Origin of the sequence: Methylobacterium sp. Leaf100 (assembly GCF_001422845.1) — a bacterium.
Taxonomy (GTDB): Bacteria; Pseudomonadota; Alphaproteobacteria; order Rhizobiales; family Beijerinckiaceae; genus Methylobacterium.
This window is the reverse complement of the sequence record NZ_LMMW01000034.1, coordinates 49,947-65,581: the sequence shown is the minus strand read 5'-3', so window position 1 is coordinate 65,581 and position 15,635 is coordinate 49,947. Positions and strand designations below refer to the sequence as shown.

The 15,635-nt window shown below is 69.8% G+C and carries 10 protein-coding genes; 5 read left to right on the top strand and 5 right to left on the bottom strand.

All coding sequences use genetic code 11. The features are described from left to right. The first annotated feature begins 36 nt into the window (after positions 1–36). Complete coding sequence (locus ASF25_RS14995; protein WP_056305560.1) at positions 37–4,893, top strand: NAD-glutamate dehydrogenase; 4,857 nt, start codon at positions 37–39, stop codon at positions 4,891–4,893. Between the two features lie 65 nt (positions 4,894–4,958). Further along, positions 4,959–6,410: a phospholipase D-like domain-containing protein gene (locus ASF25_RS14990; protein ID WP_056305558.1), complete on the top strand. Its 1,452-nt coding sequence runs from the start codon at positions 4,959–4,961 to the stop codon at positions 6,408–6,410. A gap of 10 nt (positions 6,411–6,420) precedes the next feature. Here the strand turns inward: ASF25_RS14990 and ASF25_RS14985 are convergent, their stop codons facing one another. The 5 genes from ASF25_RS14985 to ASF25_RS14965 all read right to left on the bottom strand — a co-directional run bounded on the left by ASF25_RS14985 (position 6,421) and on the right by ASF25_RS14965 (position 9,963). Then, positions 6,421–7,137: an endonuclease/exonuclease/phosphatase family protein gene (locus tag ASF25_RS14985; RefSeq protein WP_056305705.1), complete on the bottom strand. Its 717-nt coding sequence runs from the start codon at positions 7,135–7,137 to the stop codon at positions 6,421–6,423. A gap of 129 nt (positions 7,138–7,266) precedes the next feature. After that, positions 7,267–8,175, bottom strand: a complete 909-nt coding sequence (gene mepA, locus ASF25_RS14980; protein WP_156369016.1) for a penicillin-insensitive murein endopeptidase — start codon at positions 8,173–8,175, stop codon at positions 7,267–7,269. Positions 8,176–8,355: 180 nt separating this feature from the next. Next, positions 8,356–8,895 carry a hypothetical protein gene (locus ASF25_RS14975; RefSeq protein WP_056305556.1) on the bottom strand — a complete coding sequence of 180 codons (540 nt, stop codon included), beginning with the start codon at positions 8,893–8,895 and terminating at the stop codon, positions 8,356–8,358. Positions 8,896–9,083: 188 nt separating this feature from the next. Beyond that, a complete protein-coding gene (locus tag ASF25_RS14970; protein WP_056305555.1) occupies positions 9,084–9,419 on the bottom strand; it encodes a DUF2293 domain-containing protein in 336 nt (111 codons plus the stop codon). Positions 9,420–9,459: 40 nt separating this feature from the next. Further along, complete coding sequence (locus ASF25_RS14965) at positions 9,460–9,963, bottom strand: TIGR00645 family protein (protein WP_056305553.1); 504 nt, start codon at positions 9,961–9,963, stop codon at positions 9,460–9,462. Positions 9,964–10,228: 265 nt separating this feature from the next. On the opposite strand from ASF25_RS14965, the gene ASF25_RS14960 reads away from it, so the two are divergent. The 3 genes from ASF25_RS14960 to ASF25_RS14950 all read left to right on the top strand — a co-directional run bounded on the left by ASF25_RS14960 (position 10,229) and on the right by ASF25_RS14950 (position 15,634). Then, complete coding sequence (locus tag ASF25_RS14960) at positions 10,229–11,293, top strand: HD domain-containing phosphohydrolase (protein WP_056268037.1); 1,065 nt, start codon at positions 10,229–10,231, stop codon at positions 11,291–11,293. An 82-nt stretch (positions 11,294–11,375) separates the two neighbouring features. Beyond that, the gene (locus ASF25_RS14955) at positions 11,376–14,309 is read left to right on the top strand and encodes a glycosyltransferase (protein WP_056305551.1); all 2,934 of its coding nucleotides are present in this window, start codon (positions 11,376–11,378) and stop codon (positions 14,307–14,309) included. Beyond that, complete coding sequence (locus ASF25_RS14950) at positions 14,306–15,634, top strand: UDP-glucose/GDP-mannose dehydrogenase family protein (protein ID WP_056176613.1); 1,329 nt, start codon at positions 14,306–14,308, stop codon at positions 15,632–15,634. Before ASF25_RS14955 ends, ASF25_RS14950 begins: the two co-directional genes overlap by 4 nt. Position 15,635: the final 1 nt, after the last annotated feature.

Sequence of the window (15,635 nt, the reverse complement as noted above, 5' to 3'; positions counted from 1 at the left end):
CGAGGATGGTTCGAGCGCGTGAAAGGATCGACGATCATGGGCAGCGAAGCAGCCACGGCCCTGGCCAGTGCCCAGGCGCGCTCGATCCGCGACGACCTTCTCAACGCGGCGGCGGATATCGTCGATCGCCGCGACGGTCCGGGCGGCTTCGTGCGCGACCTGTTCGGGCGCACCTCGCCGGAGGATCTGGCGCCCTATACACCGGACGCCCTGGCCGATCTGGCGCTGGCCGCCCGTCAGCATCTGGCCGCGCCGCGCAGGGCCGGCGCCCCGTCGGACCTGCGCCTGTCCGATCTGACCGTCGACCGGGACGGCCGGCCACGTGAACTCACCGTCGTCGAAGTGGTCAACGACAACCGGCCGTTCCTCCTCGACTCGACGCTCGCCGAGTTGACCGAACAGGGGCTGACACCGCACCTCGTCGCCCACCCGATCCTCGGCGTGGAGCGCGACGCGGACGGCGACCTCGTGCGGGTGGTCGGCGAGACCACGGCGGACGCCCACGCGGCCTTCACGCGCGAGAGCTTCATCCATCTCCACCTCGACCGTCTCGATGCCGGCGAGGCCCGCGACCGCCTCGAGGCCGGCCTCACGGCCGTGTTCCGCGATGTCGCCCGCGCGACGGACGATGGAGACGCCATGCTGGCGCGCCTCGCTGCCCTGGCACAGGATTACGCGACGGGACGGACATCCCTGCCGGAGGCTGAAGTCCGGGAGGCGCACGCCTTCCTCGAATGGCTGCGCGATGGCCACTTCACGCTGCTGGGCCTGCGCGAGTACGACCTCACCGGCGGCACCCATGCGGTGGTGCCGGAGGCCAACCGGGGCGTCCTGCGCGACCCCGCCGTCGAGGTCCTGCGGCGCGGACGGACGCTCGCCGACGACACGCCCGAGATCCGCGCCTTCCTCGAAGAACCGCAGGCGCTCCTCGTCACCAAGGCGAGCGTGAAGTCGCGGGTCCACCGCGCCGCCCATCTCGACTATGTCGGGGTCAAGCTGTTTTCCCCGGACGGGACCTTGTCCGGCGAAGTCCGCCTCGTCGGCCTGTTCACGGCCGCCGCCTACACCGCCCTGGCACGCGAGGTCCCCTACCTCCGCGAAAAGGTCGCCGCCGTGGTCGCGAAGGCCGGCCTCGACCCGACGAGCCACGCCGGACGCAGCCTGCTCAACGTGCTGGAGACCTATCCCCGCGACGACCTGTTCCAGATCACCGTCGATCGCCTCCACCGCTTCACACTCGCCATCGGCAGCCTCGCGGAAGGGCCGCGCATCCGCGTCCTGTCCCGGCCCGACCGCTTCGGCCGCTTCGTCTCGCTCCTCGTCTACGTGCCGAAGGACCGCTACGATTCACAGGTCCGCCTGCGCGTCGGCGCCTACCTCGCCAGGAAATACGGCGGCCGGCTCTCGGCGGCCTATCCGGACTTCCCCGAAGGCCCGCTCGCCCGGACCCACTACATCATCGGCCTGCCCGAGGACGGCGCGGCCGAGCGCGACCCCGCCACCCTGGAGGCGGGGATCGGCGCCCTGGTGCGAACCTGGAGCGACGACCTGCGTCTCGCCCTCGCGGAGGCGATGCCCGGCCGGCAGGCCCGGGCGCTGGCCGCCCGCTACACAGACGCGTTCTCGGCCGCGTATCGCGAAAACTTCGCGCCCGCCGTCGCCATCGCCGACATCGCCATCCTCGAAGCCCTGAGCGAAGCGCGCCCGCGCGCCGTCGATATCGGCCGGCGCGACACCGACCCGGCTCACCAGATCCGCCTCAAGGTGTTTTCGCGGGGGGCATCGCTCTCCCTGTCCGACCGGGTGCCGGCTCTGGAGAATCTCGGCTTCCGGGTGATCAACGAGCGCACCTACCGCGTCCGCACCGGGGACGGGCCGGACGCCGCGCAGGTCTGGCTCCACGACATGCTGCTGGAGCGGGCCACCGGGGCGCCCATCGACCGGGACCGGCTGGAAGCCCCCCTGGAAGCCGCACTCCTCGCCATCGCGGCGGGCGAAGCAGACTCAGACGGCTACAACCGCCTCGTGCTGGAGGGCGACCTCGGCTGGCGCGATGTCGCCCTCCTGCGCGGCCTCGGGCGCTACCTGCGCCAGCTGCGAATCCGCTACGGGCAGGATTACCTCGCCGCGACCCTCAGCCTGCATCCGGCCATCGCCGGCCGGATCGTCGCCCTGTTCCACGCCCGGTTCGATCCGGCGGGACAAGAGGAGGCCGGGAAGGACCGCACGGCACGCGAAGCCGCCATCCGGGCGGAGATCGAGACGGCGCTGGGCGAGGTCACCAGTCTGGACGAAGACCGAATCCTGCGCCGCTTCGTCAATCTGGTCGAAGCCGCCGTACGGACGAACTTCTTCCAACGCCACGACGACGGCGGGATGCGCGAAACCATCGCGTTCAAGTTCGACTGCGCCAAGGTGAACGGCATGCCCCTGCCACGCCCGTTCTTCGAGATCTTCGTCTACGCGCCGCGCCTGGAGGGCGTGCACCTGCGCTACGGCTACGTGGCCCGCGGCGGCCTGCGCTGGTCCGACCGGCCGGAGGATTTTCGGACCGAGATCCTGGGCTTGGTGAAGGCCCAGCAGGTCAAGAACGCCGTCATCGTGCCGGTGGGCGCCAAGGGCGGCTTCTTCCCCAAGCGCCTGCCGCCGGCCTCCGACCGCGAAGCCTGGCTCGCGGAAGGCACAGAGAGCTACCGCGTCTTCATCCGCACCCTGCTGGAGCTCACCGACAACATCGTCGACGATGCGATCCGGCCGCCGGCCGACACGGTGCGCCACGATTCCGACGACGCCTACCTCGTGGTGGCGGCCGACAAGGGCACCGCCACCTTCTCGGACATCGCCAACGCCCTCTCCCTGGAGCGCGGCCACTGGCTCGGCGACGCCTTCGCCTCGGGCGGCAGCCAGGGTTACGACCACAAGCGCATGGGCATCACCGCGCGGGGCGCCTGGGAAGCGGTCAAGCGCCACTTCCGCGAGATGGATGTCGACGTCCAGGCCGACCCGGTCACCGTCGTGGGCGTCGGTGACATGTCGGGCGACGTGTTCGGCAATGGCATGCTGCTGTCGCGGAGCCTCCGGCTCGTCGCGGCCTTCGACCACCGCGACATCTTCCTCGACCCCGCGCCCGATCCGGCCGCGAGCTTCGCCGAGCGCCAGCGTCTGTTCGACCTCGGGCGTTCGAGCTGGCGCGACTACGACACCGGGCTGATCTCGACCGGCGGCGGCGTGTTTTCCCGCAGCCTGAAGACGATCCCCCTCTCGCCCGAGATCCAGGCCGTGCTGGGGTTCGAACGCGCCGAGGCGACGCCGGCCGAGGTGATGCAGGCGATCCTCAAGGCCCCCGTCGACCTCCTGTGGTTCGGCGGCATCGGCACCTATGTCCGCGCCGGCTCCGAGACCGACGAGGAGGCCGGCGACCGGGCCAACGACGCCGTGCGCATCACCGGTTCGGTCCTGCGTGTCAGGGTCGTCGGCGAGGGCGCCAATCTCGGCCTGACCCAGCGCGGGCGGATCGAGGCGGCGCGGGCCGGAATCCGCCTCAACACCGACGCCATCGACAATTCGGCCGGGGTGAACACCTCCGACGTCGAGGTGAACATCAAGATCGCCCTGATGATGCCGGAGCGCGACGGACGCCTCGACGCGGCCGCCCGCAACGCGCTCCTCGTCGGCATGACCGACGAGGTCGCGGCCCTGGTCCTACGCAACAACGAGCTCCAGACCCTGGCCTTGTCGCTTGCCCTGCGCCGCGGCGTCGGCGAGACCGGCTTCGCGGTTCGCACCCTCCAGTCCCTGGAGGCCGAAGGTCGCCTCGACCGGGCCGTGGAGTTCCTGCCCGACGATGCCGCCATCGCCGAGCGCATGCGCCGGGGCGAGGGTCTGACGCGGCCGGAATACGCCGTGATTCTGGCCTACGCCAAGCTGTCGCTCTACGACGCGATCCTGGCGAGCCCGGTGCCGAACGACCCGTATTTCGACCGCGAATTGCAGCGCTACTTCCCGCAAGCCCTGCGCCGGCAGTTCCCCGACGCGGTGAAGGGCCACCGCCTGCGCCGCGAGATCATCGCCACGGCGCTGTCGAACATCATCGTCAACCGGGGCGGTCCCTCCCTCGTCACCCGCCTCATCGACGAGACCGGGGCCGACGCGGCCACCATCGCCAAGGCCTACGCGGTGACCCGCGACGCCTTCGGCCTGATGGAGCTGAATCTCGCCATCGACGGTCTCGCCGGCGCCGTGCCGGGACAGGCCCAACTCGACCTCTACGCCGATGTGCAGGATCTGCTGACGGGCCGCATCGTCTGGTTCATCCGCAACCTCGACCTCTCGGGCAGCGTCGCCCCCCTGGTGGCACGCTACCGTGAAGGCATCGCCGCCGTGATGGCCGCGCTTCCCGAGATTCTCGGCCCGGAGGCGAAGGGCGCCCTCGACGCCCGGCAGGCGGAACTCGTCGGACACGGCCTACCTCCCGAGGCCGCCCGACGCCTCGCCTCCCTGGCAGCGATGGCCGCCGGCCCGGACATCGTCCGGGTGGCGGAGGATGGCGGGCAGCCGGTGGCCGGCATCGCGGCGACGCATTTCGCCCTCGCCCGGCATTTCAGCCTCGACGATCTCGTGGCCGCCGCGCGGAAGGTCCCCGTGGACGACACCTTCGACCGGGTCGCCCTGGAGCGGGCGATCTCCGGACTCTCCACCGCCCACCGCCGCCTCACGGCCGAGGTGGTGGCCGATGTCGGAACGGGGCCGGAGGCCGTCGAGGCCTGGAGCGCCGCGCGTGGCCCCGCCCTCACCCGCATCCGCAGCGCCGTCGAAGCCATCGCGGCCTCGGGCCTCACGGTGTCCAAGGCGACGGTGGCATCGAGCCTGCTCGCCGATCTCGCCCGGCCCTGACGGGGCGTTTGGAGCGGCCGGACGTTTCTCGTATCCCACCTCCGATCGTGGGATGAGGAACGGCGTTGGAACAGGCCCTACTGAGATGGATCGGCGACATGCTGTCGATCCGGTCCGAAGTCTTCGCCGTCCTCGGGCTCGGCCTGTCCGTCGTCGTGACCATGCATGTGCTGCTGCGCAAGCGCGAGGTCGGGGGCGCCATCGGCTGGATCGGCCTCGCCTGGCTCTCACCGATGTTCGGGGCCGGGCTCTACGTCCTGTTCGGCGTCAACCGGGTGACCCGCCGGGCGCACAAGCTGCGCATCCGGCCCACACAAGCCGCCGGGTCCGCCGTCTCGTCCGACGACGATCCGACACCGCCGCCTCTGCCCCAAGCCTTCCGGCCCCTCGATCACGCCGTGCGGCTGATCACCCGCCTGCCCCTGCGGCCTGGCAATTCCGTCACCGTGCTGCGCAACGGCGACGCCGCCTATCCGGTCATGCTGGCGGAGATCGCAGCGGCTCGGGCCTCGGTGGCGCTCTCGAGCTACATCTTCCGCGACGACGCGACGGGCCGGGCCTTCTGCGACGCCCTCATCGAGGCGCATGGACGCGGCATCGCCGTTCGGGTGATCATCGACGGCATCGGCGGCGGCTACTTTCCACCCGGCATCACCCGGCGCCTGCAACGGGCCGGCGTGCCGGCGGGCCGATTCATGCACTCGGCCCTGCCCTGGCGCATGCCGTTCCTCAACATGCGGACCCACAAGAAGCTCCTCATCCTCGATGGCCGGACCGCCTTCACCGGCGGCCTCAACATCGCCGACGGCAACCGGGTTTCGCAGGCCCCGCCCCATCCGATCCGCGACACGCATTTCCGTCTCGAAGGGCCGGTGGTCGACCAGCTGGCGGCGGCGTTCGCCAGCGACTGGATCTTCGTGGCGGGCGAGGACCTGACCGGCGAGGCATGGTTCCCACGCCTCGCACCGGCCGGTACCATCCCGGCGCGGGTCGTCACCTCGGGACCGGACGCGGACCTGCGCAAGATCGAGCTCGTGATCCTCCAGGCCGTGGCCTGCGCCACACGCAGCATCCGCCTCTCGACACCCTACTTCCTACCGAACGAGATCCTGACCAGCGCCCTCTGCCTCGCGGCCAACCGGGGCATCCGCGTCGACATCGTCATCCCGAAGGTCAGCGACCACCGCTTCGTGGATTGGGCGACGCGGGCGCATGTCGATCCGCTCTTGCGCAGCGGGGTCCGGATCTGGCTCGACGCACCGCCCTTCGACCATTCGAAGCTCCTCGTCGTGGACGGGACGTGGTGCTTCATCGGCTCGGCCAACTGGGACATGCGCAGCTTTCGCCTCAACTTCGAGGTGAACGTCGAGCTGTACGATCCCGATCTCGCGGAGGCCCTCGACGCCATCATGCGCGCCAAGATGGAGGTCCGCCTGACGCGCGAGAATCTGGCTGCGCGCGCCTTGCCCGTGCGGCTGCGGGATGCGGGCGTCCGGTTGGCCCTGCCGTACCTGTGATCCAGCCTGGCTAGGGCCGGCGCGCGCGGCCCCTGAGGGACGCCGAGATCCGCATCGCGAACCGATCGAACGAGCTCCGTGCGGCGTCGCGGTCCGGCCGCCGCGCCTGCAGGGGGGTGGGCGACAGGTGGACGATGATGGGGCGGTGGTCCGAGGGGCCGCGCGGCAGGACCGCCGAGGCGTGGCAGGTGAGCCCACGCACGAGGCAGCGGTCGAGTCGCAAGGGAACCAGTCGAGCCATCGCATGGGTCGGAAGGCGCGGCCCGACATCCCGGAACCCGGCCAGCATGGGCGGGCCGACGAGGTTGTAGTCGCCGATCACCGCCGCGCAATCCGGTAGGTTCTCGGCGATCCGGCGCAACTGACGCCGGTTCAGCATCTGTCCGTGGGAGAGGTGCACATTGGCGACGCCGAACCCGCCGAGGTCGAGGATCTGGCAGACCCGGTCGAACATCGCCCCCGACGGCAGTTCGACGATGATCGGTGGAGCGAGGAACGGCGTCGGGCTCCAAAGAGCCGGTCCATGGATTCGGCCCGGCAGGGGTGCCCAAGCATAATCCCCCCCCAGCCGGTCCTTCAGCCCGGCGATCTCCTTCGTAGCCTCCTGCATGAGCACGAGGTCGGGTTTCTCGCGCTCGATCAGGGTGGCGAGCACGGCGACGTTGGCCCCCGTGCGCCGCAGGAGATTCCAGCTCAGGATCTTACGCAAGCCGGGCCGATCGACCATCGGACTGGGATGGTCGGGGCGGCGCAGGGCGCGCTGCGCGAGGCGACGATCGTTGAGCATGGCGCCTTAACTGGACCGGGGCGTGACTTTGGGAAGGTGGCGCGCCGTTTCGACGGCCACACCGAGGCCTCAGCGTGCCTTGAGCACAGCCCGGCACGCCGCCGGCAGCGCCGCCATGGTCATCGGCGGCCGGGGCTTACCGGGCTTCGTCGATTTCGGCGGGTTCAGCACCGCGTCGCTGAACCAGTAGGCGAGCTCCTCGCCGCAGCCGTCGCCGCCGGGCGGTGGGGCCTGGTCGCCGCACTGGTCCTGCCCCGCCGGGCAGGCGAGGCGGATGTGGTAGTGGTAGTTGTGCCCGTACATGGGCCGCACCTTGGACAGCCAGGAACGGTCGCCGCCGGCCTCGCGGCACAGGGCCTTCTTGATCGCCGGATTGACGAACAGGCGCGCCACCTCGGGCTGCTGCGCCGTGAGGCGGATGAGCTTTAGGTGCTCGGGCGCCCACACCCCTGGGTCGATGTCGAGGCGGTCGGCCCGGACGACGTTGGTGGCGGAGGTCTCTTCGCGCTCGCGCCGGCTCATACGGTGGTCCGGCATCGGGGTCAGCCAGATGTCGGCATCGAGACCGAGCTGGTGCGAGGCGTGGCCGGTCAGCATCGGGCCGCCGCGCGGCTGCGACATGTCGCCGACGAGGAGGCCGGGCCAGCCGACCCGCGGCGCCTTGGCAGCCAGCCGCTCCAGGAAGTCCACCAGGGGCGGGGTGCCCCACATGCGATTGCGCGACAGGCGCATCACCTGCCAGGTCGGCCCGTCCACCGCCAGGGCTTCGCCACCCGAGAAACAGCCCTTGGCATAGGAGCCGTACGCATGCGCGGGGCCGGGCGCCGGCGATGTCGCCCGGCCGAACAGGGCCTTGGCGGGGGTGCCGGGCGCGTCGGGATCGGCGAGGGGCGGCAGGGGCTTCGGGTCGAGGGTTCCCCGATCCTGAGCCTGCGCGGCCGTGCCGAGGGCGAGGATCGCGAGGGTCGCGAGGCGGATCGGACGAAGGGACCGGCGAAGGGACAGGGGCTTACGCTCCAGGCACGGGAATGAAGGGTGGGTTCGCGAGGCTAGCCCATCGGCGGCGGCGGCGCGACCGCGTGTGCGCGACAAAACCTTCGGCGCGCCGCGGCACGCGGGCCGGAAACCGACATCCGATCGAGGGGCGGCGCGGGACGTTCACTCGGCGGGCGCGACGGCGATGCGGATCGTATCGGCCTCGGCCCCGCTCACCACGATGGTGATGGGCACGGCGCCGAGCTGGAAGCGAACGCTCTTGGCGAGGACCGCGCAACCCGGTCGCATGGTGTGGGCCACCGGGGACCGCGGGGTCTTGCCATCCTGGCTGACATCGATCCAGGCGCGGTCGGACAAGGTGACCTGATACAGGCCCGGCGTGACCGGAGCCGGAACGGTCAGCACGCCGCCATAGGTCCCGGGCTTCGCTTCGCGGGAGGGCGGAAACGGCGGTGCGACCTCCGCCTGCGGCTTCAGACCGAGCAGGGCGCCCGGCATCCCCACCGGCAGGGTGCCGCCGCTCGCCACCTGCGGCAGGCCGGGCGCCGCGAACCACGCCTGCTCGCGCAGGAGCGCCCAGTCGAAGCCCGTGCAGGCCGCCGAATCGGCCGAGGCGCCGGGTGGTACTTCGGCGGACCGGGCCGGCTCCTGTGCCTCGGCGGTGCCCGCTGCGAGGAGCAGGACGGCGGCGGCGATGCGCATCCGCCTCAAACCGACGCCACGGATAGATCCGTCCGGGTGCCGATCTGGTTCTCCGGAATATCGCATTCACCAAGCCCCATGAATCCCGGCCTCCGCCCGCCGGCCCAGGTCCGACGTTTCCCACGCGAGACCGCCTGCCCACGCGAGACTGCCGCGAGGGCCGGCACGGCACAAGCCCGCGACCGACGTCAGCCCTCGCCGTCCGTTTCCCGGTCGGTTTCCTCCTCGGAGATCAGCCGGCGCACGCCCCAGGCTCCCAGGGCCGCATTGAGATCGTCGAGCACGAAGTGGCGCGCGCTGTCGCGATCGTAGCCGTCGTCCAGGAGGGCATCGTAGTCGGTGAAGACGTGCCGGCCATAGGCCACGAGGCAGAGCCAAGCGGCCGTCTCCGGAGCCGCCCCGCGCAGACCGGGACTCGCCAGTGCCCGGTCGAGGATCGCGCCGGCCTCGAATTCGGGCAGGCGGGGCGCGAGGCGCAGCAGGGCGGCCGCCACCGCCTCGCGCCGGTTCAAGTGCCGGTCCATGAAGCACTCCAGGAACCAGTCCGTGGGGCGCTCGCCCGGTTCACCACTCGTGGTGCCCGGCGATGGTTCGGTCGGTGAGGGCCATGAGCAGACCCGAGACCACGAAGACCATGTGAACGCCCACCCGCCAGTACAAGTCGCGATCGCTCATCGCCTTCAGGTCCATGAACGCCTTCAGCAGCGAGATCGCCGAGATGGCCACGATGGAGGAGACGAGCTTCAGCTTGAGCCCGGTGAAGTCGATGGTGCCCATCCAGGCGGGCCAGTCCTTGTGGTCCGCATGGTCGATCTTCGAGACGAAGTTCTCGTAGCCGGAGAACATGACGATGATGAGCAGCGAGGCCGTCAGCGAGAGGTCGACCATGGTCGGGACGCCGAGCACCACCTGCGATTCGGTGGCGTCCCACATGTGCAGGACGAAATGGGCCAGCTCCCGGAGGAGCTTGACCAGCAACACCACGATGCCGATGCCGAGGGCCGCGTAGAACGGGGCGAGAAGCCACCGGCTCGCGAACCGCACCCGCTCGAAGATCCGCTCCACCATCCGTGCTCGTCCCCGCCGCGATCGAGCCGGGCATGTGGCATGGGGGTAAGGACCCGGCAAGCCTGCCGCGCCGGCAGCGGATCGCCGGGGGCCGTGGGAAGCGGACCGGGCCAGCACAAGCCCTGGCCCGGCCTTCGCTTGCCCCAACGCGAAAACCCGGGCGTGTGAAACATTTTGTAGTGAAGTGTTCGATAATGATATTGATAGAGGTGACAGTTCGCCCGTTTCGGGACTGGAACGTGCGCCATTGCGAGCGGACGCACGCGTGACACAGGAATCCTCCGTTCTCGTCATCTCGGACCGCCCGGAGCAGGCGGGTCTCCTCGTGCAGGCGATCGACACCGTCGTCGCCTGCCGGCAGATCGCGGCCGGGGCGGGAATGCCGGCGCAGCGCCCCCTGCTCGCGGTGGTGGACGTCAGCCGCGATGAGGCGGCGGCCGAGGCCTGGGTCGCCCGCCTGCATGGCCTGCGTATCCCGAGCCTGCAACTCGCCCTCCAGCCCATGACGACGCGCCCGGCCCCGACGCGGTTCCTGCCCACCGACACGCCGCGCAAGACCGTGCTCGCGGCGGTCTTCAGTCTCATGGATGTCGTCCAGACCGCCCGGACACGGGCTTTCGACCGCACGGCCCGCTTTACCGCCAAGGCCGATCTGGCCAATCGCGCCGTGGGCGAGGCCTTCGATGCGGCACGCCGCGGTGAAGCCGTCTCCCCTGCCGCCGTCGATGCCGGCACCGAGGTGATCCTCGAAACGATCTCCGAATGCGGCATCCGGACCTGGCTCGAGGTCATCGGCAGTTACGACCAGCAACTCTACCAGCACTCCCTGAGCGTGGCCGGCTATGCCGCCGCCTTCGCGGGCGGGTTGAAGCTCGCCCGGGCCGACCAGATGCGTCTGGCCCGCGCCGCCCTGCTGCACGATATCGGAAAATCACGGATCCCCCTGGCGATCCTCAACAAGCCCGGCCGGCTCAGCCCCGACGAGATGGCGGTGATGCGCACCCATCCCTCCGTCGGCGCCAATCTCCTGGAAGCGCAGGGGGGGTTCGACGCGAACATGCTCGCCGTGGTGCGACACCACCACGAGATGCTCGACGGCAGCGGGTATCCGGACGGCCTGTCGGCGCACGAGATTCCCGACCTCGTGCGCCTCGTCACCATCTGCGACATCCATTCCGCCCTGACGGAGCGGCGGGCCTACCGCGATCCGCTGCCTCACGAGGAGGCGCACGAGATCATGCGGGACATGGGTCCGAAACTCGACGTCGACCTCCTGCGCGCCTTCCGCAGCGCCGTCGTCGCGCCCCTCGCGAAAGTGCCGGCCACGTGAGGGGCCGCGCCCTCGCGCGGGTTGACCGATCGGACCGCGAGCGCGTACGGAACACGCTGCCGGGGGAGGATCACAGTAAGTCATGAGGCAGAAAGCGTATTCATTCTTCTCGATACGCTCGCGACGTATTCAAAAGCTGTTCGATCCCGGTTATTATACTGCCCAGTACCCTGATGTCAGCGATTACGGCGGCGGTCCGCTGGATCATTATCTCCGGCACGGATTCCGCGAGGGCCGCGACCCGGCGCCGAACTTCTCGACCCTGTACTACAAGGACAGGTACCTCAAGACCGCCGGGATCGAGCGGAACCCCCTCGAAGCCCATGTCGAGGCGGGGGCGGCCCGTGCCGGACGACAGACCTGGCCGGCAACGCCCGAGGCGTTCCACGCCGTACAGGCCGATGTGGTCCGCCCCTATTTCGACGCGCGGTACTACGGCTCGCTCACGGGTATCGTCGATCCCGAAACGGCCCTCCTCGATTATCTGGCGGTGGGGTGGCGGCGGGGCCTCGACCCGCGCCCGGATTTCGACGGGACCGCCTATCTCCACGCCCACCCGCAGGTCCGCCTGCTGAACGTCAGTCCCTTCTATCATTACGTCTCGACGAATACGGCACCGGCCTTCGGGCAGGCCCACGGCGACCGGACCCCCCTCTCCGACATCGTCGCGGCCATTCGACCGGAGTTCGATGCCGCCCATTACCGGGCGAGCTACGCCGACGTGGCGGCCTCGGGGATGGACCCCGCGACCCACTATGCCAGCCACGGCTGGAAGGAGGGCCGCGATCCGACGGAGCTGTTCTGGACATCGTACTACGTCAGGACCAATCCCGATCTGATCCTCAGCGGCACCAATCCGTTCTTCCACTACCTGCGCTTCGGCCGGGCGGAGGGGCGCAAGCCCAACCCCCTCGGCAACACCAAGTGGCCACCGACCCGGGCACCCAGTGCCGCCGAATGGGATGCGGTCCCGGCCGCCGCCGCCCTCGACGCCGCCCGGGTCGTCGTGGTGGTGCCGGTCTACAAGGGCTACGACGAGACCTTGCGCGCGCTCCACGCGGTGCTGGCGGAGCCGCAGGCGGCGCCCTTCGCTCTTCTCGTGCTCAACGACCGCAGTCCCGATGCGCCCCTGACGGATGCCTTGCGGGCGCTCGCCGCGCGGGGCCTGTTCACCTACTACGAGAACCCAACCAACCTCGGCTTCGTCGGCACCATCAACTGCGCCCTCGACATGACGGGCGCGCGGGACGTGATCCTGCTCAACAGCGACACCATCGTGTTCGGCGACTGGATCGACCGCCTGCTCGCCCATGCGGCGCGCGATCCACGGGTCGGCACGATCACGCCGTTTTCCAACAACGCGACGATCTGCAGCTATCCCGATTCCGACCGCAACAACACGGTTGCCCTCGAACTCTCGCCCCGGGCCCTCGACGCAGGGGCGGCGGCCGCCAATGCGGGCCGCTGGGTCGAGGTGCCGACGGGTGTCGGCTTCTGCTTCTACATGCGCGGATCGCTCATCGCGCAGCTCGGCCCCCTCGACGCGGACGCCTTCGGCAAGGGCTACGGCGAAGAGAACGATTACTGCATGCGCGTCCTCAAGGCGGGCGGACGCAACATCCTCGCGGCGGACGTGTTCGTCTACCATTCGGGCAAGGTGTCGTTCTCGGAGGTCTACGATTCCGAGTATACGCAGGGCCAGGCCGCGCTGCTTGCCAAGCACCCCGATTATACCCTGCGCATCGAGCGCTTCGTCGCCACCGATCCGGCCGCCGACGTGCGTCTCAACCTGGATCTCTACCGTCTGGCGCGGGCGGCGGGACCGCGCGCCGCGGTGTTCGTCGTCCACGCCAAGGGTGGGGGCGCCTCGGTCCATGCCGATCACCTCGCCGGGCGCCTCGCCGACGAGGGGGTCCGCGTCGTCACCCTCACGGTGACCGAGGGAGCCTACGTCGAGGTCGGGCTTTTCGGCGCGGAAGGCCCCTACACCCCATCCCTGCGCGCCTTGTCGGTGCACGACGACTACCGCATCCTTGCGCGATTCCTTTCCTGGCTTGGCCCGCTCTTCATTCACGTTCACTCGTTCTACGGCCTCGACGGGACGGCCGTACCCGTCCTGATGGACCTGATCGAGGCCGCCCCCGGGCAGACCGTCGTCACCCTGCACGATTACTCCAGCGTCTGCCTGCGCAACCATCTCGTGACCCGCGAGGGGCTGTATTGCGGATTGCCGGGCGGGCGCCCCTGCGCCGATTGCGATTGCGCCGAAGCCAGACCGGGCCAGGACCGGATGGCACGCTACGGCGCGTTCTACCGAGCGGCCGACCGTCTCCTCGCCCCGTCGCAGGATGTCGCGACCCGCATCGAAGCGATCTTCGGGCCGCTCGCCATCACGGTCGCCCCCCACGAGGAAGATCTGCCCACGCCTGCCCCGCGCGCGGCACCGCGCGGTGGTTCCGTCCGCCGGATCGGGGTGCTCGGCGCCATCGGCGCGCACAAGGGATCGAACGTGATCCATGCCCTGGCCCGCGACGCCAGACGGCGAGGTCTCGCCATCGACTTCACCATCGTCGGCTATTCCGACATTCCGCAGAAGATGGACGCCATCGGCATCGCCGAGACGGGGCGCTACGCGGGCAGCGAGGAAGCCCTGGCCCTTCTCGCCCAGCACGAGATCGACCTGATCCTGATCCCATCGATCTGGCCGGAAACCTACTGCTACACCCTGTCCATCGCCTTGGTCTCGGGACTTCCCGTAGCGGTGTTCGACCTTGGTGCGCCGGCCGACCGCCTGCGCGCCGCGGGCGCCGGCCATTGCCTCGATCCCGCCCTCGCCAACGATCCAGGCCGGCTCAACGATTGCCTGCTGTCCCTCGATCTCTCCTATACTTCGCCGGCAAAAGTGCCGACCAACATCAGATTTGCCAGCTATCGGTCCCTGCTGCGGGACTATTATTCGGTCACCGGGGACGATAAGGCTGCGCCACCGCCGAGGGCGAAGGACATCACCGCATGAAGATCGCCATGATCGGCGCCGGATATGTCGGGCTCGTCTCCGGGGCCTGTTTTGCCGATTTCGGCCATACCGTGTGCTGCGTCGACACCGATCCGGCCAAGATCCTCGCCCTCGAGGCCGGGCGCATCCCGATCTTCGAGCCGGGCCTCGACGCCCTCGTGGCCGACAACGTCCGCCACAACCGGCTGACCTTCGCAACGGATGTCGCGCAGGCCGTGGCCCAGGCAGAGGTGGTGTTCATCGCCGTCGGCACGCCGTCCCGGCGCGGCGACGGTTTCGCCGACCTGTCCTACGTTCACGCCGCCGCCCGCGACATCGCCGGCTCGCTCTCCGGCTACACCGTGGTGGTGACGAAATCGACGGTGCCAGTGGGAACCGGCGACGAGGTCGAACGCATCATCCGCGAAGCTCGGCCCGACGCCGCGTTCGCCGTTGTCTCCAACCCGGAATTCCTCCGCGAGGGCGCGGCGATCTCGGATTTCAAGCGGCCCGACCGCATCGTCATCGGCGCCGAGGACGAACGCGCGGCATCGGTGATGCGTGAAGTCTACCGGCCGCTCTACCTCAACCAGGCCCCGATCCTCGTCACCGGCCGGCGGACAGCCGAGCTGACGAAATACGCCGCCAACGCGTTCCTCGCCACCAAGATCACCTTCATCAACGAGATCGCGGATCTCTGCGAGCAGGTGGGTGCCAATGTGCAGGAGGTCGCGCGCGGCATCGGTCTCGACAACCGCATCGGCGGCAAATTCCTACATGCCGGGCCGGGCTACGGCGGCTCGTGCTTCCCGAAGGATACCCTGGCGCTGGTCAAGACCGCGCAGGATTGCGGCACCCCCCTGCGCCTCGTCGAAGCCGTCGTGTCCGTCAACGACCAGCGCAAGCGCGCCATGGCCCGTAAGATCGCGACCGCCTGCGGCGGTTCCGTGCGCGGCAAGACCATCGCGCTCCTCGGGCTGACCTTCAAGCCCAATACCGACGACATGCGCGACGCGCCCTCCCTCGCCATCGTCGCCGGGTTGCAGGATGGCGGCGCCAGGGTCAGGGCCTACGATCCGGAAGGCATGGCGGGCGCCCGCGCGCTGATGCCCGACATCGCCTACGCCGAGGATCCCTACGCTTGCGCGGCCGGAGCGGACGCCCTCGTCATCGTGACGGAGTGGAACGCGTTTCGCGCCCTCGACTGGGCCCTGCTCTCCGAGCGCATGCCCGGCCGCACGGTGGTCGATCTGCGCAACGTCTACCGACCGGACGATGTCGCTCGGCACGGTTTCCGCTACGTCGGGATTGGCGTGCCCGGCGCCGAGGCCGCCACCGGTCCCTGAC

Bases quoted from the DNA above. Each gene is read 5' to 3' on its own strand.
- ASF25_RS14995 (WP_056305560.1), top strand. From the start codon at position 37: ATGGGCAGCGAAGCAGCCACGGCCCTGGCCAGTGCCCAGGCGCGCTCG.
- ASF25_RS14985 (WP_056305705.1), bottom strand. From the start codon at position 7,137: ATGGTCGATCGGCCCGGCTTGCGTAAGATCCTGAGCTGGAATCTCCTG.
- ASF25_RS14975 (WP_056305556.1), bottom strand. From the start codon at position 8,895: ATGCGCATCGCCGCCGCCGTCCTGCTCCTCGCAGCGGGCACCGCCGAG.
- ASF25_RS14970 (WP_056305555.1), bottom strand. From the start codon at position 9,419: ATGGACCGGCACTTGAACCGGCGCGAGGCGGTGGCGGCCGCCCTGCTG.
- ASF25_RS14965 (WP_056305553.1), bottom strand. From the start codon at position 9,963: ATGGTGGAGCGGATCTTCGAGCGGGTGCGGTTCGCGAGCCGGTGGCTT.
- ASF25_RS14955 (WP_056305551.1), top strand. From the start codon at position 11,376: ATGAGGCAGAAAGCGTATTCATTCTTCTCGATACGCTCGCGACGTATT.
- ASF25_RS14950 (WP_056176613.1), top strand. From the start codon at position 14,306: ATGAAGATCGCCATGATCGGCGCCGGATATGTCGGGCTCGTCTCCGGG.